We start from the raw sequence: 22792 nt of genomic DNA on the forward strand, positions 1-22792 counted from the left end.
AAATAATGAAACTAACAAACTTAAACCCATGGCGAGATAAAAAATCAATCGCTCAGTCTATTACGGCTATCGTTTGCGGCCTTTCTTTAAGCGCATGCCAATTGACTCAACCTAATCACGCATCGCAGGCAAGCACTGAACAATCGGCTCCGCAAACCATTATTATTAGCGGTTCAAATAAAGCGCCTTATGACGGGGGAATATACCAAACAACACTCAACCCTAAAACAGGAGAATTAAGCCCTATTGTTAAACTGGCAAATGCAATTAGCCCAAGTTATTTAGCTTGGGATCCGGCCAATAAAGAAACGCTTTATTCTGTCATTCAAACTAAAACCGGCGGCTTAGGCATACTCAATCGTAAAAGCGATAATGCCTTATATGAATCTATTTTTTCACAAACTGAGCTGGCTTGGGCTCCTTGCCACATCGGATTAAGCCCCGATAATAGCCAAGTCGCGATCGCAAACTATATGTCGGGTGATATTCATTTATTTGATGTTGATGGCGCAAAAACAACGCTCGCCAGTCATTACAAACATCACGGTAAAGGCACACATCAACGCCAAGAATCACCTCACTTACATTGGATAAACTGGTCGCCAAGTGGTAAACACTTATTTAGTATCGATTTAGGTACCGATTCGATTTATGGTTATAACTTCAAAAACGGTAAAATTGTCGATTCGTATGTCGCTTTTAAAACGCAAAGTGAAGATGGCCCTCGCCATATGGCATTTCATCCAAACAAAGATTTAGCTTATGTTATTAACGAGTTAAGCAATACAATAATCGTGCTCGCCTATGATGCAAAAACCGGTATGTTTAACCAATTACAACGCATTAATACGGTAGATAAAAGCCATGTAGGCCATAGCCAAGCGGCAGCCATTAAAGTATCAAAAGATGGCAACTTTGTTTATGTGTCTAATAGAGGTGCAAACTCAATTGCCGGTTTTAAAGTAAATAGCGACGGCACCTTAGTTTATTTGCATAATCAAAGCACAGGCGGCGATTGGCCTCGCGACTTTACTATTTCAGCTGACGGCCAATATGTTTTAGTCGCTAACCGCCGTTCTAATACCATTAACGTGTTAAAACGCGATGTTAAAACCGGTTATTTAAGTGCAACACCGCATGTATTAAACGTGCCCGATCCTACCTTTATTTCGCCATTTTAATGAGCTTACGTTTCGTACTTAAACGTTAAAAACAAAAATGCCAGTTCAGCTCGAACTGGCATTTTTTATTCACAAGATCAATTATGCTTAACCGTATCGCCCTTCAATTACGCAATTTTGATTAATCGTAAGTCAACCTGCATCACGGCATTTGGGCCAATTTTACTGCCATTGCCTTTTTTACCCCAAGCTAAGTCAGGTGGTATAACAAATTCATACCGTGCGCCTATTGGCATAAATTGCAAACCTTCTTGCAAGCCCGGAATCGCTTCCGCAATTGAAAACTCATCAGGCAACCCCGCCTTATAGGTATCGGCTATAACACTACCATCGGCTAATAAAATACGTTGATTGGCGATAATGGTATCGGTGAATTTTGGTTTAGCGCCTTGGGTATCTTCAATAATGCGATACATCAAACCCGACCCCGTACTGATCACATCGGGTTTACTCTCGTATTTATCTAGAAAGTCTTCTGTATTTTTACGGTTCGATCCGGCCGAACCCTTTGATGCTTTTTTAACTTTGTTTCGGGCCATTGTGTATTTAATATTTTAAAAAGAGAGCGCGATATTATATACCCAAGTCACTTATACTCAAGTGGCTTCAATATGCTCATCAAAACCTTTGAGTGACTTGGGTAGATGAGCGCACAGCGTCAAATCCGTTGTAAATCACTGCAGCTTGAAAGCCAAAATAGTAATTTAAAATCGCATGCGTATAATGCACATTTCAAGTTAAGCGGTCAGGTTTTGCACGTTTAAACATCGCCTTTATCAATCAATAGAGAAAACCATTTTATATGTTAGCTACCCTACTCGCCCCTATTAATGCTTTTTTAAAATCACCAACACCTGACGCTTGGGTTAATGAAGCCGTTAAAAAAGAAAACCTTGATATTGTTTTAATTGATCATTTAATTTGTGAGCTCAAAGCAGCGCAGTCGGCGATGTTCTTAATCCGAAAATATGCCGTTGATAAAGACAGTGCAGATGCGTTGTTAGCATGGTTAAAACCGTTTGAAGCTCTTATTTACAAACGTGAAGGTGATTGGCGTAGCCTTGCAAGTAAAAATAAACTCACCAAGTCGGTTATCCCTAAATCTGACTCCCCTTACGGCCAAGATTTAATCGATAAAATGGTCGTTTTAATTAAAGAAGAATTACATCACTTTTATCAAGTACTTGAAATAATGGACGAATATGGCATCGAATACCGCAGTATTACACCCTGCCGATACGCCAAAGGTTTATTAAAGCATGTTAAAACGTTTGAACCCGATGCCCTCATCGACAAGCTTATTATTAGTGCTTATATTGAAGCGCGATCGTGCGAACGCTTTGCTAAATTAGCACCGCATGTTGATAAACGTTTAGGGGATTTTTATATTTCGTTGTTACGCTCAGAAGCGCGGCACTTTCAAGATTATTTAACACTGGCTCAAGAGATTTCGACGACGGACATTACCGAACGAGTTGCCTTTTTTGGCGAAGCTGAAGCCGAATTGATTACCTCATCAGACAAAGACTTTAAGTTTCATAGCGGCGCACCGGCGTTTTAGGTTTGTATGTCTGCGTCTTAACGCATTAACGTACAATAAAAAAGGTGCAATAAAAAAGCCTTGAGCAAAAAGACGTTCAAGGCTTTTTTCGTGAAGCTTAAAGATAAACTGTTGTGTTGCTTAGCTTTTATTAATGATCTTGTATTAGCTATCTTGTCTAGATCATAAAGGCGTGCCGATAATATTGAATTCTTGCAGTCCGGTTAACTTACCATTAGGCGCTTGCAATAACACGCGCACTTGTGCATAACTTGTATTAGCAGTAGGGCTATAGGTTTTAAGGCTACTGTTATTACTAATTTGCCAGCCCATTATGTCTTCCCAACTATTAGCCGTATTGTCGTAGTATTGCACTTTCCAACGACTGATTTGATCGGTTGCTGATTGCTCTTCTTTCATATAAAACGTGAGTTCACTCGCTTCTGCAAAACCAAACTCAAGCCACACCAAGTTAGCATTCGTGCCCCGAGTGGCGAGTGCTTCGCTGGCATTATCACTGGCATCACCATCAATCGCATGTAATACCGTGTTATTTTGCCAATTTGTGCTCTGCTCCATTAATGTGCTTGCGGTTACAAGATCAGTCGGTGAGTTAGTTTCAGGATCACCGGGGGTCGCAGGCTCGTCGGGTATTGCTGGCTCATCTGGTGTTGTGGGTTCATTAGGTGTGTTATCGGTTGATAATGGCAACACTAAGCGGTCAATCAAAAAGCCTGCTTGAGCATCGGCTACAAACCGATTAGCCGGTATGCCCTCACCTAACCAGTTTGCCGGTATGTTACCAAACACACGTGCATCAGGTTGCATCGGTTGACGTCGCGGGTCATTCGGTGCATTAACGGTCGGATCAAGCGCTAATGCGCTTATCGTTAAGCCTTGTTTACCATCTGCCGTGTGACAGCTTAAACAGAACGCATTTTGTGTTGAATCCGGACGTGGGCGGTCTTGAAATAACGGACCTTCCGGAAAATTAATGGCATCGCGCACCGTGACTAAACCGGTGGGTATATTGGCTAAGTGTGCAGCATAGTCAGCCGATAAATCGTTGTAACACACATATTGGCCATAGGTTGTTTGATTATTGCGGCTAAGCTCGTTAGTGATCGCATTGTGTGAAGCATTAGCATAACGATTAGCCAATGTTGCCCACTGCACAGGCGCATTGGTATCAACACCAGCCAATGTGCCATTAGCATGGTTACACGCAACTTCAACATTAACCTGCTCAGCAAACACTTTAAAATCATCAATCCAACCGGTTAAATGATTCACATTAGCCGTGTTTTTTCGGTTAAAACCAACCGTTAATTCACCCGGCGTTAATTGAAATAAGGCAGAGGCATGCGTAAAACGGTTTGTTCTAAACCCATTTACGTAGGTTGTGATCGTACGATTATTGTTCGTTAATTGTAAACCTAAATGCGCCCAACCATTAGTTGGAAAAGGAATAATAGTATTAAGCAAACGAACTTGGGTGCCAGTATTATCAATATAAACTAAGCGATTGCCGTTACGTATGCGTACTTCACTGTTATCTGGAAACGTGATTAATGATTTTTCACCCGATTGATCGCCGCGCATATCAACATACAAGCTATAGTACCAATCATGCGTGTTAATCGATTGAGGCTGGCTATCAATGGTAAATTCAATACCCGCGTTTGAGCCATTTAACCATAACCCTTTGCCATTCACGCCACCTTTAGCAATAGGTTCAATGCGTGCATCGCCAATAATCTCGCCAACTGAAGGAATAGCCCAATCATTAGCCGTTGCAGTCGCTGCATTTTGAATAGCGTTATTAACCGGTCGACGTGCACCGTTACTTCTTAACTCAATCGCTTGAGTCATATTGGCATTAATGAAACTGTTTGGATTTAAAAAATCATCAAACGGCACTTCTGTGGTGCCACGGCCTGAACTCACGAGCCACGTTACATCAGCCGGTGTGATCGGCCGCATGTTAGCTAAATAATTAAAACGATGTTCATTACTATCAAAAAACGTTGTGTTACCCGAACTACCCACCGGTAATAAATCTTCACGATTGTCACGCCCATTGCCAACTCGCGTAAAACCATCGTTGTTACCTTGGGCTTCGTACAACTTTACAAATCGCTGCGAGGCGTCATCACTGTGCAACGTAAAATCGATGTTATTTATAATATTATCCAGTAATACCATTTTACCGCGAGTCCACAACCCCATCATTACACGGCCATTAAGCGCAGAACCATTTTGACTATCCAAATCAGCTTCGCATTGATTTGAGGGTAATACACAGCGCGTTTCGTATTCAGATACACCGGTATCACCATCATATAACTCAGTGCCCACGGCGGTAAACGTGATGTTATCACCCCCTTTATCGATCCACGGGTATGTGCCTATTGGTACACCATCAGCGATAACCTTGTTAGTGATGTCACGGAATAAGTTCATCGCAAAACCATAACGCGTATTAATTGTTGTATCGTAAGGCGCATGGCTTAGTGGATACACTTTGTCCCACAGCCTTACATCACACGCATCGGCGACAACTTGATTGCCGTTAGCATTCGTGTAAGTTGGGTTTTCAGGGTTATCATTCACAAAATACACATTATCTGATTTTGATGTCATATTTTGCCCTTGGCTATTTTGCCAAGTGATTTCAGTGCCCGCTCCAACGCGTAAAAAAAGCAATCGACCATCACTCGTTGCCATCGGCTCTAAAAAACCATTCAATGCAAAGGTTGACCCTTCAATAGGTGTACCGGCAGTGACTTCAACAACTCGAGCATTGGCTGTTTTAGGGTTCGCAACACGCACATGCATCGGTGTGCCATATATTGTTCTTAAATCGCGATTGTTATCATCGCGTTCAGAACGAATTAACGTAAAGTCATAACAATCATCGGCATTATTAACGCCACAAGCTTTAGGGTTTTTAACATTAGAATCAGGGTTAAAAGCCGGATCGCAAAGCCCCATATGCGAAGACGCATCACCAGCGACTTGGTTACTCGCTATACTCGCTTCAGTAGGCGAATATTGTGCAGGGTGACTCATAATATCTAAACCTGAGCCCGCTGCAGTTGATAAAAAAGGTTGATTTAGTTTTTCAGGCACTTGCAAACGAATACCAATACGGCCATTTTCTAATTTGTGTGAAATACCCACTCGACCGTCTGCCGTCGTTTGTAATGTAGGAATAGTTGGCCGTGTATATTGATCATTCTCGGTCATGTGTACATCACGATCAATGGTCGGTAATTCGGGTAAAGCAAAAGCTTGTATGCTGATTAGCGCAAGCGTTACAGGCAATAAACTATATTTCATTTAAACCTTCTTATGTTGTTGTGTAGCGACAGTCGTATTTTTTAAGTGAGTAATTTCATTTTTCATCCAAATCCAGGATTTAATAAATGAAAATGCTAACAATCGTCCTGATTGCAAAACGCCAACATTGAATGGATATAATAAAATAACCTGCGTGTTACCTTTACACGGCACCAAATGTTAAGATTTATTTAAACATATGATGTATTTATTATCAACAAAATAATTCCCTTGAACATGAATTTTGGTATTTATTATTTAATACGTAGCATTTAAGCGAACATAGCAGACATTAGCACCTAATTAGGGGTTTAATACTAAAGCGACCGGTTAAAGAATCATTAACATTTACACGGGCTATTTGTATTTTTTGACGCGTGTCCGTCGTTATATTGTTGATGGACCTAGAAAAGTAAATGCAAATAAACAATAAAAGAAAGCGAGACACAGTTAGTTGAAACGAGGCATTTAAGCAAAAAAAAAAGCCTTGGGCAACAAAGTGCTCAAGGCTTTAGCATTACAGCTTAAGGGTAAAAGTGATAGTCGTGCGTCGACTATATAAAATTCGATTGTAGGCTTATTAACTTACCATTCATTTGACAGTTCTCACTGGCTACTCACATTCTTCAACAACGCATTCTTAAGCAAACCATTTTTATAGTCTTCTCGCTCAGGTTTTATGGTTCATTGTCAGCGCTTTCTCGCCCCAATCACATAGTAGAGCATATGCTCATGGGGTCTCGAAGCTTGACGGCTTTGCTTACATGGATGTAAGTACTTCGGTTTCGTCTGGAACGAGAAACCTGCCCCTAAAACCCGATCGCTTTGACTATAATTGAAACTACTTTATGGTCTTCACTTGCTAGCCTAGGGCGTTGTTAAATTACTTGAATATGACAATGGCTTAGTTGTTAAGAATGATTTAAACATATGATTTTAATGTTATCAACCGAGCAAACGCTTGCATAAAAATTTTATTTTTTTATGCTATTTTCTTGATTTTTTGCTGAAACGGTAGCGTTTTACGCAAGATTTAACATGGCTTGCAATGATAAAAGTTTAGCTTTATGTCCAAACCTGGAGGTCACCTAAAGCGACAATCATAACGACTTAACAATCATTATACCCAAGTCACTTCAATATGCTCGTTCATCATCTTGAAGTCACTTGGGTATATATCTAGCCAAATCATGTTGAGTATCGACATCAAGCAATGCTTCAGGGCAATGAAGTCCGATAACAGACTGTGCATGTTGTTGTATTAATTTCTTAGCGCCCTGGTCACCTGCCAGTTGAATCAATTCATCAAAATAAAGGCTTGGAAAAATCACGGGGGCAACAAAACCTTTAGCAGATTGACTCGCAATGATTTTATCTGGATTGACGTAAGCGAGCTTACAAAGCGCAACATAGTGTTTATTAGTTATAAGAGGTTGATCAACCAGACAAATGAGTACTGATGACATTGAGTTTTTCAACTGTTGAATACTATAAGATACTGTTTCACCCATTCCCTTTTCCCAGCTTGGGTTAAATAATAAATTAATCGACTGAGTTAAGGAGGCGGTCGTGACGGGATTTTCTGGGTTAATTGCAGGGATATCAGTAAGCGCAATGTTTGGTGTAATGGTACGCGTAATAGTAGGCGCAATTGTAGGCGCAATCTGTTCAGCGTTAGCCCCTAACACCACATGGCATTGATTAAGATAAACATTGCCCAAACTAACTTGAGTGATAGTACGATTAAGTAATGTTTGCCCTTCAAATTTCGCAAGCTGCTTGATACCTTTAAAACGTGAACTCTGCCCTGCGGATAAAATTAAAACATCAATGAAAGGGGTTGCCATAACAAATACTCATGCGGGTCAATTTATAAAGCAAGACCATACTACTTACAAACTACCCTAAATAAAAAAATAAAGACTACATTCAGCTCAAGTTTAACAGCCAGCAACTACTCAAACGCATTTAAGCTTGCGCAATCTCCGGCTTCAATTTGTGCATGCGCTTGCGCAATTATTGCAAGTGCAATCGACTCAGGTAATTCGCCACCTAAATTTAAACCAACAGGGTTATGCAAACGAGGTACTAATCTGTCTAAATTTAATTCAATGTCATCAAATACTTTTTCGGTTCGATGTTTTGGACCTAACAAACCAATATATTTAGCCAAACTCAGTTCACAAGCCTTTAACGCCTGGGCATCTAAACCCACATTATGATTCATCACAACAATAGCATCCGCATTAATCACGTCAGGCGCTTGGTTTAATTCAGCATAAGGTTGTTTAATAATATGATCAGCCAAAGGAAAGTAAGCTTGTCGAGCGTAGTGCGAACGACTATCGACCAAGGTTGTATGCCAACCTAAATTATGGGCCAGGTTAACCAAAGGCAAAGCATCTGTGCCTCCGCCAAATATGCACAACCGGGGTACTGGTTTAACACAAGTAAAAAACGCAGCAGGGGTTAATACACTTTTACCCTTTGTAGATACCAATGCAAAATCGGTTTGACTAACAAGTTGATTAGCATAAACATCAAGAGGCTGCTCTACACACGTATTGAGTTGATAATAAGCCGGTTGGCCTTCTTGCAGTGTTGAGAGTAATTCGATCAACCCTAAATAACCATTGGCTTGATTAATAGGCTGTAATAACACCCGCACCATGCCACCACAACCAATACCTAATTGCCAGCTAATATCAGTATCATCTTGCATATCATAACAAACTTGATAGCCCTTATTATCGTGTAGGCATTTACGTGATTGACGCATCAGATCAGCTTCTAAACAGCCGCCACTCAATAACCCAAAGCTTTGGCCAAAACTATTCAGTAACATCATCGCGCCAGCTTTGCGATAAGCCGAGCCTTTAGTTTCAATGATCGTGGCGAGTACCCATTCACCATCATCTTTTAAGGGAAACCACTGTTGTAAAATATGTTGAAATCGGTTTGACACGTAAGTTTTCCTATAAAATGTGTAATGAAATAAGCGCTTTGTCTTTCTTAGTTTAAACTTGTAATTTACTTAAAACAGCTATGCGTCTAATGGCTAAATTGGGCTCACAGTGTAACAACATGCAAAATAAATCAACAATAATAAATTGTTAACTACTTGCAATAACGTTAATAATTTACGTTTTAAACTGCCATTTTCATTAACAATTTGCAAGCCTTGCTAAATTTAAAGCAGTGATAATATCGTGATGAAAAATTTAAATGATAAACAACGAACAATAAAGTAATACAAGTACAAATTGAGATCGGAATAGTAAGTTTGATAATAATGCGTTAAAAGCTATGGGGCTGGAATTATTCATTAAATGATAGCGCGTTGCTAAATCTAGGTTATAAGTTAGGTGAACGACCTAATTAAAATTAAACCAACTTGCTTGTACGAAGTTCTAGATTTGTACAAACAAGTGGCTTAATTACAGTTTATTAATTAAAAGCTAAAGACTTATTGGTCAACTCGAACAACCGCATAGTCATCAACGAAGACTTGGTCGCCTTGCATTAATCCTTCAAATAAGAACTCAGGAATAACACTTGTTGCGCCCTCACCAGTACGATGAGTCCATGTAGTTGGCACAGTAAAGGTCGCTGCTGATGTAGTCGCATCGTTATCCCATTGTTGGTCAACAAATTCAATATACTGCCATTCACCTGGTGTGATCATACCTACAAACTCAGGGCTTAAAGCACGTTTAGCTGGGCGAGCGCCACCAGGAGTCGATAACCAAGGTAAAATGGTATGCGTTAATTTAACGCTATCAGCTGTTGTAGAATTGTCAGCTTTAACCACTTTAACCCACATTGAAGCTTTGATTTCTTTACCCCAAGAACCACCGTTATCGGCTTTATCACGTAATAAACCAAACTCACGGGCTAATACATTGTTAGCTGTGTTACCACGGTTGAAGTTTAGTGAGTTAAAGCCATACTCTTCACCTGCGTTAGGATCACGATTCATGGTAAATACATAACCACCGCCACTTAAACCTTGTGGAGTTGTTGTTAACGTTGCTAAACCCGAGCTAGGTAACGTTCCCCAAACACCTGCGATGCTTTCAAAAGACTGATCAAAATTACCGGTTGCGCCACATGCTAAGTTGTTTTCTATATCAATAGCAGCGGTTGCATCAGCAATATTCCCAGCAGAAAGATTTACCGAAACCATTTTGTCAGTAGCAACAGCATCATTAGTATCAGCACGTAAATATGCCATTTCACTAAAGTCTGCATTTGCTGAAGATGATATTAAATCAAACTGGTCAGCGTCTGAAGACCAAGTATAAACGAACGTACCAGATAGTGTTTCACCAGTTTTAGCTGTGGGTACAACATTGAAAGCAGCGGCTGAACAGCTTGGTACACTTCGCTTAGCTGCGTTATCAATCGCGATTGAAGCAACACCTATTGGAGCGTTCTTAACTTCAACAGTTGCAGTGTCAACTAATCCACCCACTTCAGACGTAATAGTAACGGTAACCGTACCCGCTTTAACGCCAGTTAACATGCCTGTAGCAGCATTTACCGTTGCAATGTCTGTATCACTTACTGACCACGTATAATTTTTATTACACGCATATTCCGGTAAAGCCACAGCCATTAATTGTGTATTACCGCCAACTGATGCAGGAATAGCTGCGTCATTATCAGTAATGTTGATGCTAGCTAAAGCATCTTCGTTACCCGTTAAGGTTAGGTTTAGCTTACGTGCACCTGGGCGAAGTTCATCAGGGTCGCGAGCTTCACCCGTGTACGGCGGTGTAAAACCATTATCTAATACATAATTAATGGTATAAGTGTGCTGGGGCTTGTCGCCACATTGATGCAATAAGTTTGAGAATAAATCGGTGTTTACCGTTAATACATTTCCTTCATGACGGAACGGAGAGAAATCTTCCGCATCTACAGGGGGCGCTAAATTAGTTTCATCGGTTCCGCCTGCATTCTCAAATGAGAATTCACGCACTAATATACCGGTTGAACTAGCCGTCAATGCTTCACCATTAGACATTGCACCTTCGAATAGATCGATTGTCACAATGCCACTGTCTTCAGCGAATGTTTTGTTGATTGAGTCGTCGCTATACGTTACCGCTTCTTCATTACCAAAATTAAAATCGCGACCTTCTTCTACATCACTACAACCGGCAAGCGCGGCGGCAATCGAAACCATTACAAATGTGTTTTTTAGTAAGGTTGTTTTCATCTTACTTCTCCAATTATTTCTTTTTACTTGGCCTATTCGGCTAAGCCAAGCAATATTTAATATGACTATCTAAACAATGACTAAATTAGAAAGTAGCGCGTAAACCTAAACGATACTGACGACCTGTTTTGTATTCAGCCCAAGTACGTTCATCGTAAACGCCGCTATCATTCATTGGATTACCTTCGTCTAAGGTTTGACCATCACCTAATACCGTAGTTGTACTGGTGTAGAACGTACGACGCTTGTCATCTGTCAAATTTGTCGCTTGGAAAGTAACCGTAAACATTTTATTTATACGGTAGCTAGAGCTGAAATCTAAACGATTTGAAGCATCTTGCCAGATAGCACCACCCACTAAACCACGGTCAACAAGTTGAACATCATTAAAGCGGTTTGCTAAACGTAATTGGATACCGTTTTTCTCCCAGAAAATAGTCGTATTAGCAGAATGTTTTGGTGTAAAAGGTTGTGGTAATGGTTTCAAGAATAAACCTGAATTACCAATTTCTTCTGCATCAGATTCTGAATCAGCATAGGTGTAGTTAATGCTTAAACCTAAACCTGATAATGCACCTGGTAAGAAGTCATACGTTTGGTTATAAGCAAGTTCAACACCTTTAATCGTTGCGCCTTTACCATTTTTGATAACATCAACAGTCGCTTCATGACATTCAAATGCCCAATCTGAATTTTGGCCACCCATGTAACGATGAGCTTGACAATCACTATTGCTTGGCGTCATACCGTCAACTTTCTCAAGTAATAAGTCACCGCTTGCTAAGTCATACTGTTCGCGAACATCTTTGTAGTAATAAGGCGTTTGAACTTCTTCTTCAAAGTTGCTCATGTCTTTATAGAATATAGCAGCAGATGTCATGCTTGATTCGTTAAAGTACCACTCCCACGATAAATCCAAGTTGTTAGATTCAAGTGGTTTAAGTTGCGTATTACCGACTGTTCCTTTTGCTGTTGGCTGCCAACCATCTTCACGTAATTCTAAACGTGGGTTTAAAGAATCAAATGTTGGACGAGACATGGTTTTAGATATAGCAAAACGCCCAATCATGTCAGCATTAAACTGATAGTTTAAGTTTAAGCTTGGTAAGAACATTGAGTTGCTACCCATATCCGTTAATGCAGATTCACGAGAGAACGCTCTGTCGTCATCTTCGCCAGGTAAAGCTTGTAAGATAGTCGTAGTATCAACATAGCCACGTAAACCCGAGTTGAAACTTCTGTGCTGACCAGGTTTTGTGCTTACAGTATTGCCATTTATATCAATAATAGTTGAAGGCAACACATCATTGCGTGTAACGACCGGTGTGTCACCACTATAATCAACCCATAATAGGCGATTTACATCATAGTCAGGGTTACCTGCTGCATCTTTAAAGCGCCACTCACCGGTAGCAGGATCAACAGGCCAGGTATTACGGTTATTGTAAACATACGCATGGGTTACACGCCATTCATGACAATTTTGTAATTCGGCTTCGTTAGCGGTACCGTAACGTTGATCACCCACACCATTAGGAAAGAATTCATTAAATTCCGGCTCTTCCGAACATGCCCCAGCCTCTACATTAGCTAAACCACGGTCAAAGACTAACTCGTATGGGTTAGTTGCATGTGCATTGGTATAGAAGTTAATACCTGATACACCACTGGCAACCGTTTCATCTTTGATATAACGGAAACCAACGTCACCAGTTAAGCGACCATCCATAAATTCAAAGTTTACTTTACCGTATAAAGCTTGCGTATCGGTTTCGATTTCGCGCGAACCTAAGGTATTACGGGCAGCACGAACTGAATCAGAATCGGTATTGGTGTATTCAGCAATCGCTTTTGATGTGCTTAGCATTGGCCAACCAGCAAAGAAGTCATTTGATCTGTCGTCCTGCAAACCTTCAGCAAAATTATTCACAGGGAACGCTTCGTCAGACATGATGTCAGCTAATTTAATTGACTGCATGCCGTTAGTCGCATAGTTTAAATCTGAATTTTCAGAATCAACGAGTGCTTGACCATTGGTAATACGCGTTAATAACGCATCAACATCTTTTTTACGGTTTGAAACTTTAAAACCAAATTCAACCGTTGTTATACCGCCTACATCCAGATCCCAATCAAAGTCAACAAATAATGATTTGTTAGTATCTTCTTGATAGTTATCACGGAATGAAAACCCACCTAAATGGTTAGCATCTAAATCAAATGGGTTAAAACGGCTGCTCGCTGTAATCAGTGAACCATCGAGTGGATCGGCTTGAGCAACTGTTTCGCCGGTAAAGAATGAACAATTGGCTGGATCTGAACAATCATAGCCAATTGGCTCAATGACAGAGCTGTCCATACCTTCAATAAATGTTTGACCCGTTGTACCCCAAGTAGCAGAAGTAATGGCTATATGACCATCTGTTTCATCATTTGTATTTGAAAAACCACTGGTTAATGAAACTTTCAACGTATCAGTAAGTTGGTGCTCAATTGCAAGTGAAACAACATCTGTTTCAACTGTCTGTAAACCCGTACTTCGGTTAAACCAACCTGACATATGACGGCCACGTGTTGAGGCTAATGTGTTGTTTTCTAAATCAACACCGTTCCATTCAACTAAAGGATCACCACTAAACGGTAATATAGCCGGTGCAAAGTTTAAACGAATACGGTGGTTATCCGTTTCTACTTCTTGCTTTGTATGACTGATATCAAGTTGGATATCAGTGTCGTCACCTGGGCGGAATTGTAAACCTAGATTAACCGTTTCACGTGAACGGATATTAAAGTTAGCACCAAAATCTTGGAAATCACGTGCTAATACGTTCAGGTTACCTTCGTGATATACATAGTCATCAACATTGTAACCCGCTGTACCCACTTCAGGTAAAGTTTCAGCTGTTTGGCCTTCTTGCAAAATACGAATTGGCTTGCCAGTCGCAATATCATGGGCTTTACGGCCTGAATTAGAAAGTGCATCAGCAATTGGAATTGAAGACTCATACCAATCTGAAGTCATGCGATCTTGGCGAGTTTTTTGCTCATCTTTACTGACAGTGAACACAACACCAAATGTTTCGTCAAAAAACTTGTCAGCAAGACTTAACGATACACGGCCATCTGTTTCACCCGAGTATTCATTGTTACGAGCTTCAACGGTGACATTACGACGAGGCGCATTTAAGTTTAATGGCTTAACGGTACGTAAAATTACGTTTGCACCTAGAGAACCTTCATCTTGATCAGCAGAAGCGGTTTTGATTACATCAATTGAAGATAGGATATCAGCTGAGAAAGAGCTTAAATCAACGCTGTTATCGGCTACAGCATCATCGCCATCGCCAGACAAGCCACCCGTTAAGGCAACACCATTCATTGATATTTGGTTTAATGAAGGACCTGCACCACGAACTGAGATACGTGTACCTTCACCATCTGACTCTTGAACGGTTACACCCGTTACACGAGATAATGCGTCTGCGATGTTTTGGTCAGTTGATTTACCAACATCTTCAGCATGAATTGAATCGCTGATACCTTTAGCAAAACGCTTAGCGTTCATGGCTTTTTGTAAACTACCGCGAAAACCGGTAATTTCAATAACCTCAATGCTTTCATCAGCAGCTTCTTCGTCGACTTCTTCCGCAGCATAAATAGGCATGGTGATAAACGATGCAGCTATTGCAACAGAAATTGCTTTTAGTTTAAATTGTTGTGTCATGTGGCCTCTCCACTATTGTGATGTAGTGCTTTATTTTGCTAGACAGGCTTAAAATCAAACCTGCCTTGGCTTATTAATAATTAATGCTTAGGGACGGCTATTGTTCCTTCAATAGTGTCTTTAGCTTTAATTGGTTGTGTGTCCATTAATGTCCAACGGTACTTGTCCATACGCTCTATGTCGTAGTTTTCAAATTGCCTTTTTAGCAACCAACGCGGACGCTCTAACGTAGATTCCCAAGCAAATAGTTTTTTAAACATGGCTTTTACACGTTCAGGGTGTTGCGCTGCTAAATTACGAACTTCTTGAATATCATCAGGTACGTAATAAAGCTCTGCTGGACGGTCAGGAAAACGAATTAATTTCCAATCGCCCTGGCGGATGGTGGCGCGAGTATCTTTTTTCCAAAATAATTCATGATGCGGGCGTTCGTCTTTTGAACCATTCACATAAGGCAATAAATCAACACCATCTAAATCAGTTACTTTGCTAACATCGCCGCCCGCAGCCGCATAAAAGGTAGGCAGTAAATCAAGGGTACTTACCGGCAAGTCATATTCAGAACCCGCTTGTATTTTAGCCGGCCATGTCATCACAAATGGCACGCGTATACCACCTTCTAAATGATTAGATTTAGAGCCGCTGAGTGGCGCATTATCTGAGGAATTTTTATCCGTTGGGCCACCGTTATCATTGGTAAAGATAACGATCGTGTTGTCATCTATGCCTAATTCTTTAAGCTTATCTAAAATTTTGCCTGAAGCACGATCAAGTGCTAAGGTCATCGCGGCAACGGTTTTACGTTTACCCGTTAAGGTCGGAAATTGATCTAAATCTTCTTTTAATGCTTCCATCGGGGTATGTACCGCATTAAAAGATAAGAAAGCGAAAAATGGTTTCTTCTTTTTAGCATTACGCGTCATAAAATCAATGGCTTCGTCAGCTAACACATCAGTGTAATAACCTTCAGGTTCAACCATTTCGCCAAAGCCACGCTCATTATAATCAAGGTCGCTTGCGGGCGCGTTATCATAAGCGTAGTAACTACGAGCGCCGCCTCTAAAACCATAAAACTCATCGAAACCACGCTTGGTTGGGTGAAATTTATCATCGCCCCCTAAATGCCACTTGCCATATACAGCCGTTGCATAACCTTGCTTTTTCAAATAATCAGCGATTGTTTTTTCATTAACATCTACACCCATTTCACGGCCATCAGCGGCAGAGTTAGGGCTCATGTAACCGGGTACGTTGTTTTCTTCAAAACCAAAACGTTGTTGATATTTACCGGTAATAAGGCCTGCACGTGAAGGACCACATGTTGGGTCAGTTACATAGGCTTGTTTGAAAATCATGCCGTCTTTTGCTAACTGATCAAGATTAGGGGTTTTCATTATTGTGCTACCTTGAAAACCAAAGTCGGCATAACCGGCATCATCTGCAAATAACAAAATAATATTAGGTTGAGTTTGTCCTGCCATGACAAATGCACTTAGCAACAAACTAAGCGGGGCAAATATGAGTAGGTGTTTTACTCGTTTCATATACTTATCGTCTCACTTATTAATGTCTAATTAGTTAATCAACAATTTGTCACTAGTAGATAGTATGTATAAAGATTCAAACTTTGCGAACAACCTATTAATAACAATTAACCAAACATATGATGTTCAAGATTTGACTCAATTAAAACATATGATGTTTAGATAATCAACATGAAAGCAACATGTTATTGATATATTTTGTTATGTCACAGATTTATATAACTTTTTTTTAACAAATAAAGAGGCAACACATTTGAGGCGAACATGAACGGATAGTTAAATGCCGAAAAAAATGTAATTTTTTTAATAAAATTCATTTTTATTATTTTTTTTTCGTATAAAAAAATTAAAGATTGAATACCTAAACATAGTATGTTTATATATTTATTATAGGCAGTAAATTTAGTAGAAAAATTATGAGTGAATTAGTTTATTACGATTTAAAACGTGCAACCACAATGGCCCCTAGCCTTTCTGTGCAAATTGCCCGTGAATTAGGCCGTCGCATTGTAGCCGGTACATTTGAACCAGATACGTTAATAGATGATGAAAATGCATTATCAGAGCGTTATCAAGTAAGCCGTGTGGTTATCAGAGATGCCGTTAAAATATTAGTTGGCAAAGGCATGTTAGATGTTCGACGCGGTATTGGCACCAAAGTACGCCCGCGTAGCCAATGGATTTTATTAGATGATGATGTTTTAGCGTGGCACATTACTGCGTCTCCTAAACCAGAATTCCTTAACCAATTGATGGATATTCGCCTGTCTTTTGAGCCAAAAGCTTCTCGCTGGGCAGCAGAACGCGCCACACCAGAAGATTTAAAAGCCATTGAAAGTGCCATTATCGGTATGGAAGAAGAGAAAGGCAGTGTTGAAAATTTCATCATCGCGGATGCTTTGTTTCATAAAGCCGTTTTACATGCTGCACATAATGAATTTTTAACCGCAATGGAAGGTGTAATATACTCTGCTCTATTAGTGAGCATTCGTATTACTAACCAAGACCCTCGTGAAAACGCATCATCAATTCCTTACCACCGTAAAGTATACGAAGCGATTTTAGCGGGAGATGGCGATTTAGCTGAGTCATTAACCGGTCAATTATTAGGTGATGCTAACGACCGTTTAAAAGATAAAGATTTTAAATAGTTGCATTTGTTAGTTAACTTAGCCGCACGGTTAAGTTAACTGGCTCATCCTTCCTTATGTACAGTCTTCTCGCTCAGGTTTTAGGGATCATTGTCAGCGCTTACTCTCGACTTTGCTTACATGGATGTAAGAACTTAGGTTTCGTCTGGAACTTAAAACCTGTGGCTCCTGCGTCGTTCTAACACCTAAATCCATTTAGGCGGCCCCAATCACATAGTAGAGCATACTTATATAATTCGTTTTTTCTACCTTGTTAATCTAAACTCAAGGTTATGAGTTTTTATAGGCTTTGATTATAAAATTGAACCCACGTTATTTATTAAAAATGGTTGGCTGTTTTGTGGTATTACTTGCCAGTTTCACGGCTGCAAGCCAAACACACGATATTGTTATTTCTGTAACGCCACAGGCACATCAAAACTATAAACAACTCATTAATGATAAGCCGTGCATTGACGTTAATCACTATCTACAAAAACCCGTTTATCGTGGCAGTTTAGAATTATTAATTATTTGTAAAGCTTTAACATTAGGCGGCATAAAACCTCATTTTATTTTTAAAACCGTGCCAAACTATTCTCGCGCATTACTTGAAACCCAAAAAGGTCATGTCGCCATAATGGGAGAAAGTGTATGGTTAAAAAACATCGACACCACTAAACTGTGGCAAACCGCGCCCATTTTTAAATCAGGTGAATATATTAAGGGTTTTTATACAACCCATTCTCAATTAGCCTTTATTGAATCTCAGATTAAAAAATCACAATTAACCAAAAAGCCCACTTTGAATGTTATCCAAACACTCACCGTGGCTTCATCCAACAATTGGGTATTTGATTGGCAACTCTTAAACGCGCTCGATTTGACAGTAATCAATGTGCCGACAACGCAAAGCATGTGTGAAATGATAAAACACAACCGAGCCAATGTTATTCTGACCGATTTAATGATGAGCGGCTCAAAAGATATTCTTTATCATTGTGCTGATACCGTGTTTTATCCGGTTAAAGGAGTAAAAATCACATTTAAGCAAACTCGTCATTTTGTCGTATCAAAGCAACATCCAACCAGTGTAGTGGTTCACCAAGCACTGCAAACAGGCTTAGCACAATTAAGAGCCCAAGGGGATTTAGCCAAGATGTTTTTTCCGGAAACAGCCAATGCGGCTTTAGTTAATAACTGGGAAGACCTTGGCACTAATTTAGATGTGTTCTTTTAAGCAGATTTTAAATTAATAACCCAGTAGCTTAGGGTTAGCTAGAGAGTGTTTATCTTTTGTGTATGCTTTTAACGTAGAACCACTATGCCATCAAGCCAATGTCGCGATCAAAACGCTTTGGAATTGAACAAAATCTATACGACAAAGATAAACACGCTCTAGTCATGTGGTAAACCAGACCAAAAACTGGACGATATTTCAGTAATGACATTGGATTCACTGTTAATTAAAATAGCAAAACCAATATCATGTTTGGGTGAATAGCCAATGTCGGCTCTAAAACCCGCAACCCAACCCGCGTGGTAATGAATGGTTAACCCTTCTAACTGATATATTCGCCAACCATAACCATAATGCGCATCCACTAAATGATTCCGCCAATACTTTCGCCGTAGGTTACGCTTAGTTTTAATTCTTTTTGTGGTTAATTCACTGATCACTTGGGGTTTCAAGGCATTAGGTTTATGACCTAAATTAGCATTCAGCCATTTGGCTAAATCCGTAATACTGGCATTAACCCCAGCGGCGGGTAGTACTTTATAATAATCATGTGAGACCGATATTTTTTTCCACGCTCGCTCATCTACAACACGTTTACCTTGATCATTAAGCCGAAAGGTTGAATTTTTTTTATCAAAAACATGTGGTTTGGCTGTGTTGGCATTGCGTTTAAAGGCATCATAGCCCAGTGATGCATTGGTCATATTTAAAGGCGAAAAAATATTTTTCTGCATCAACTCACTGTAATTTAGCGGCTGCTCGCTTTCGATTGCCTGCTGAATAAAACTGTAAGCAATGTTTTGATAACCATAGCACTCGCCGGGCTGACAAATAGGTGCTAACTTATTAAATCTCGATATTATTTTATCCAGCGACCAGTTTTCATGTAATAAATTATCGTATGAATTAGGCATTAAACCAGCGGTATGGCTGAGTAAATGTTGCAGGTTAATTTGGTTTGCCGTGTTAGGTAATGACAATTTAAAATTAGGGACATAGTCGGTAATAGGCTTGTTCAATATTAACTTATCTTGTTCAGCCAATTGCACCGCCAACGTAGCCGCAAACGTTTTAGAAACGGATGCTAATCTAAAAACGGTATGTTGATTAATCGCTTGCTTAGCGGTTAAGGCCTGACTGGTTAAAGCATTATTGGTGAGGTTCGTATTTGTTGAATCAGTAACGCCATAAGTCGTTAATTTGATAACCTCGTTACCTTTAACAATAACAAAAGCACCACCCGGAATTTTATACTTTTTTAATAACTGAACCGCTTCTTTATCAAACTCATTGATGAAAGCGGTCATGTTTTTATCAGTTGATGTTGCATTAAATGACAGCAAGGTTAATAAAATTAAGCAGGCTTTTATCATCGAATCTCCTGTTGTCACCTTTAAGCAGCGCTAATTAATGGCTATTAATAATGTGAGGGTAAATATAGCGCTACACCACCACACACAAATAATCAGCAATGTTATCATTTTACCCGATCAAACCCCACCCAATAAAAAGGCCAGCGCAGTTATAGTCTTCTCGCTCAGGTTTTATGGTTCATTGTCAGCGCTTACTCTCGACTTTGGCTCCTGCGTCGTTCTAACACCTAAATCCATTTAGGCGGCCCCAATCACATAGTAGAGCATATGCTCATGGCGTCTCGAAGCTTGACGGCTTCCCCTAAAACCCGATCGCTTTGACTATATTTAACACTACGCCAGCCGTATTTTGCTTTTTGCTTGTACGTTTATTTTCGCTTTTTAGTCTCGTGTAAAAAGCGCAACAATCGCTTGCAACTAATACGCATTCACTTTTGCTAACTGCTCATCAGCCTCAGCATTTAAAATCGCATCATTGCATTGTGATAATAATTCAGATTTAGTTTCGGTTGTTACATTGGTAAAAGACGAAATCAAGGTATTTTTACGCTCAACCAAAACTTGAGCAAAACGGCCTGACAACACGGTTTTTTCTTCATGGGTTAAAATCGCATTATTGTTGATTACTTCGGCACCGGCTTTAATATAATCTTGCTTAACGTGAGTATACTTCGAAAAAACGGCTTCCATCTTTTTCGTAAAATCACTATCAAGTGCAGGACAATGTGTTAAAAACACATCAAATAAATCAGATTTAGAATAAACATCAATTGCTTTTAACTGAATATTGTTTTCAGCCATCGCGTGCCATTCAGTTTTAGATTCTTCATCGGTCGCTATAAGCACTTTAACCATCATATTGCCTTTGCTCTTTAGTATGATGTCTGATTCTTGTTGAATAAATTGGGTTAAAAACGCTGATTTAGGTTGATTAACGGCAACTAAATCACTTTTATTCTGACTCTTAAATAAAGCCACTAAATCAAAACGCTGTAATGATTTAGCATAATCAGCGGGGCTTAAATCATCAATCATAAAATCGGCTGCAACACCTTGATTGTATAAATAAGCAATCAATTCATATTTTGCGTCATTCATTAATGCTATATACAATAAATTTTCACCATCCTCGTTTACTTCATTTAAATCTGCACCGCGGGCAGCTAGTTTAGCAATGACCTCATTATTAAGTTCATTTTGGATCGCAAGCTCTAATAACCCCGCCGCGTTAGCCCATTCATCAGGTGCATCAAGTAGCGCAAGTATAACGGGGCTTTCTGTCGCATAAATAGCCAATTCAAAAGCATTATTATAGCCATCGTCCGCAACGGGTAAATTGACATCGGCACCCGCTGTTATTAACGCGACAACAAGTTCGGTGTCGCCGGCATAAATCGCATTATGTAAACTCGTGTAACCCTCTTTAGTTCTGTAATTAACATCGGCACCGTTAGCGATTAAAGAACTAACATCGCGAGCGTCTAACGATTCTAATTGAGAATGTTCAGCAATCGCTTTTTCTCCATACATAAGCGGTATTTTAGCCGTGCCAACAAACGCAATTAAGCCAATAAATATCCACCCGCTGTTTTAACCCCAGAAACGAATTTACGTCCATAACGGCCTTTTAACGATAATTTAGTCACCACAGGTGGATTAGTTGCGCGTTTATAAAGCCCATATAAACTAAGTAGAGCCCATAAACCACATACAATGATTGTCACCCAACGCAAACGATCAATATATAAACTACCTAACCCGATTGCGCACAACAAACTAAGTACCGGCGAAATACTAGCCGATAAAGCCGATTGCTTAGCCACGGTTAAGCTTAATTGAGGAAACTCACGAGCAGTCATCAATTGTAAACACGCGTTTTTTTGCTCAAGCGTTTCAAAATCAAGAGTGAAATCTTCAGTGCCTTTTTTAGCCAAATACTGCAGATCAATACTGGTATCCGTGTTTTTACTCGTGAGGTTTTGTAATTTATCAAAAGGAATAATTTGAATGTCTTCAGTGCCTAACACTTCTATTGGAGCAACATCGGCTGTGAGCTGTGTAAATACATTGTCGTAAGCTTGTTTATCACATGAGCCCACTAAAATATTATTTTGTTGCAACACCACAACGTTGTTTGATTCTGAATTACGATCTAACCAAAAGTTCATTTTTTATCCTTACCCTTATTAACACCTGACTAACACTGACGTGTGAGTTAGGCGATTTCCAACGAATCGGAATGTCCCTATGCCCTATGCATAACTAACTGCTTTTTTAATAACCTATAGTCTTCTCGCTCAGGTTTTATGGTTCATTGTCAGCGCTTACTCGCCCCAATCACATAATAGAGCATATGCTCATGGGGTCTCGAAGCTTGAAGGCTTCCCCTAAAACCCGATCGCTTTGACTATATTTAATAAAATACAGACCAAATAATATAATCTCTATTTAGGGTAGGTATTAAACCAGTTCAATATACTATAGGCTAGTTATA

The 22792-nt window shown here is 39.8% G+C and carries 14 protein-coding genes; 4 read left to right on the plus strand and 10 right to left on the minus strand.

Annotated features, from left to right (window positions below; translation table 11 throughout):
• Positions 1-5 precede the first annotated feature (5 nt).
• Complete coding sequence (locus tag DPX34_RS15870; RefSeq protein ID WP_111979430.1) at positions 6-1181, plus strand: lactonase family protein; 1176 nt, start codon at positions 6-8, stop codon at positions 1179-1181.
• A gap of 107 nt (positions 1182-1288) precedes the next feature.
• Here DPX34_RS15870 and DPX34_RS15875 read toward each other — a convergent pair whose 3' ends face one another.
• Positions 1289-1720: an FKBP-type peptidyl-prolyl cis-trans isomerase gene (locus DPX34_RS15875; RefSeq protein WP_111979431.1), complete on the minus strand. Its 432-nt coding sequence runs from the start codon at positions 1718-1720 to the stop codon at positions 1289-1291.
• Positions 1721-1983: 263 nt separating this feature from the next.
• On the opposite strand from DPX34_RS15875, the gene miaE reads away from it, so the two are divergent.
• Positions 1984-2742, plus strand: a complete 759-nt coding sequence (miaE, locus tag DPX34_RS15880) for a tRNA isopentenyl-2-thiomethyl-A-37 hydroxylase MiaE (RefSeq protein ID WP_111979432.1) — start codon at positions 1984-1986, stop codon at positions 2740-2742.
• Positions 2743-2904: 162 nt separating this feature from the next.
• Here the strand turns inward: miaE and DPX34_RS15885 are convergent, their stop codons facing one another.
• From DPX34_RS15885 to DPX34_RS15910, 6 genes are all read right to left on the minus strand, one after another.
• A complete protein-coding gene (locus tag DPX34_RS15885) occupies positions 2905-6063 on the minus strand; it encodes a LamG-like jellyroll fold domain-containing protein (protein ID WP_111979433.1) in 3159 nt (1052 codons plus the stop codon).
• A gap of 1163 nt (positions 6064-7226) precedes the next feature.
• A complete protein-coding gene (locus DPX34_RS15890) occupies positions 7227-7910 on the minus strand; it encodes a nucleotidyltransferase family protein (protein ID WP_111979434.1) in 684 nt (227 codons plus the stop codon).
• 107 nt (positions 7911-8017) lie between these two features.
• Positions 8018-9028: an XdhC family protein gene (locus DPX34_RS15895; RefSeq protein ID WP_111979435.1), complete on the minus strand. Its 1011-nt coding sequence runs from the start codon at positions 9026-9028 to the stop codon at positions 8018-8020.
• A gap of 501 nt (positions 9029-9529) precedes the next feature.
• Positions 9530-11287: an Ig-like domain-containing protein gene (locus DPX34_RS15900; RefSeq protein ID WP_111979436.1), complete on the minus strand. Its 1758-nt coding sequence runs from the start codon at positions 11285-11287 to the stop codon at positions 9530-9532.
• 85 nt (positions 11288-11372) lie between these two features.
• The gene (locus tag DPX34_RS15905) at positions 11373-15011 is read right to left on the minus strand and encodes a TonB-dependent receptor domain-containing protein (protein ID WP_111979437.1); all 3639 of its coding nucleotides are present in this window, start codon (positions 15009-15011) and stop codon (positions 11373-11375) included.
• Between the two features lie 80 nt (positions 15012-15091).
• Positions 15092-16555, minus strand: a complete 1464-nt coding sequence (locus DPX34_RS15910; protein ID WP_111979438.1) for a sulfatase — start codon at positions 16553-16555, stop codon at positions 15092-15094.
• A 416-nt stretch (positions 16556-16971) separates the two neighbouring features.
• On the opposite strand from DPX34_RS15910, the gene DPX34_RS15915 reads away from it, so the two are divergent.
• Both DPX34_RS15915 and DPX34_RS15920 read left to right on the plus strand, forming a co-directional pair.
• Positions 16972-17706, plus strand: a complete 735-nt coding sequence (locus tag DPX34_RS15915) for a FadR/GntR family transcriptional regulator (protein ID WP_111979439.1) — start codon at positions 16972-16974, stop codon at positions 17704-17706.
• A 301-nt stretch (positions 17707-18007) separates the two neighbouring features.
• Entirely contained in the window at positions 18008-18925 is a 918-nt protein-coding gene (locus tag DPX34_RS15920; RefSeq protein WP_111979440.1) for a hypothetical protein, read from the plus strand.
• Positions 18926-19083: 158 nt separating this feature from the next.
• On the opposite strand, the gene DPX34_RS15925 is transcribed toward DPX34_RS15920, so the two are convergent.
• The 3 genes from DPX34_RS15925 to DPX34_RS15935 all read right to left on the minus strand — a co-directional run bounded on the left by DPX34_RS15925 (position 19084) and on the right by DPX34_RS15935 (position 22466).
• Positions 19084-20298 (minus strand): serine hydrolase domain-containing protein, encoded by a 1215-nt coding sequence (locus DPX34_RS15925; RefSeq protein ID WP_111979441.1) that lies wholly within the window; start codon positions 20296-20298, stop codon positions 19084-19086.
• Positions 20299-20715: 417 nt separating this feature from the next.
• The gene (locus tag DPX34_RS15930; protein ID WP_111979442.1) at positions 20716-21828 is read right to left on the minus strand and encodes an ankyrin repeat domain-containing protein; all 1113 of its coding nucleotides are present in this window, start codon (positions 21826-21828) and stop codon (positions 20716-20718) included.
• A gap of 32 nt (positions 21829-21860) precedes the next feature.
• Entirely contained in the window at positions 21861-22466 is a 606-nt protein-coding gene (locus tag DPX34_RS15935) for a hypothetical protein (protein WP_111979443.1), read from the minus strand.
• Positions 22467-22792 lie beyond the last annotated feature (326 nt).

This window comes from Algibacillus agarilyticus, assembly GCF_003286125.1.
GTDB lineage: Bacteria > Pseudomonadota > Gammaproteobacteria > Enterobacterales > Alteromonadaceae > Algibacillus > Algibacillus agarilyticus.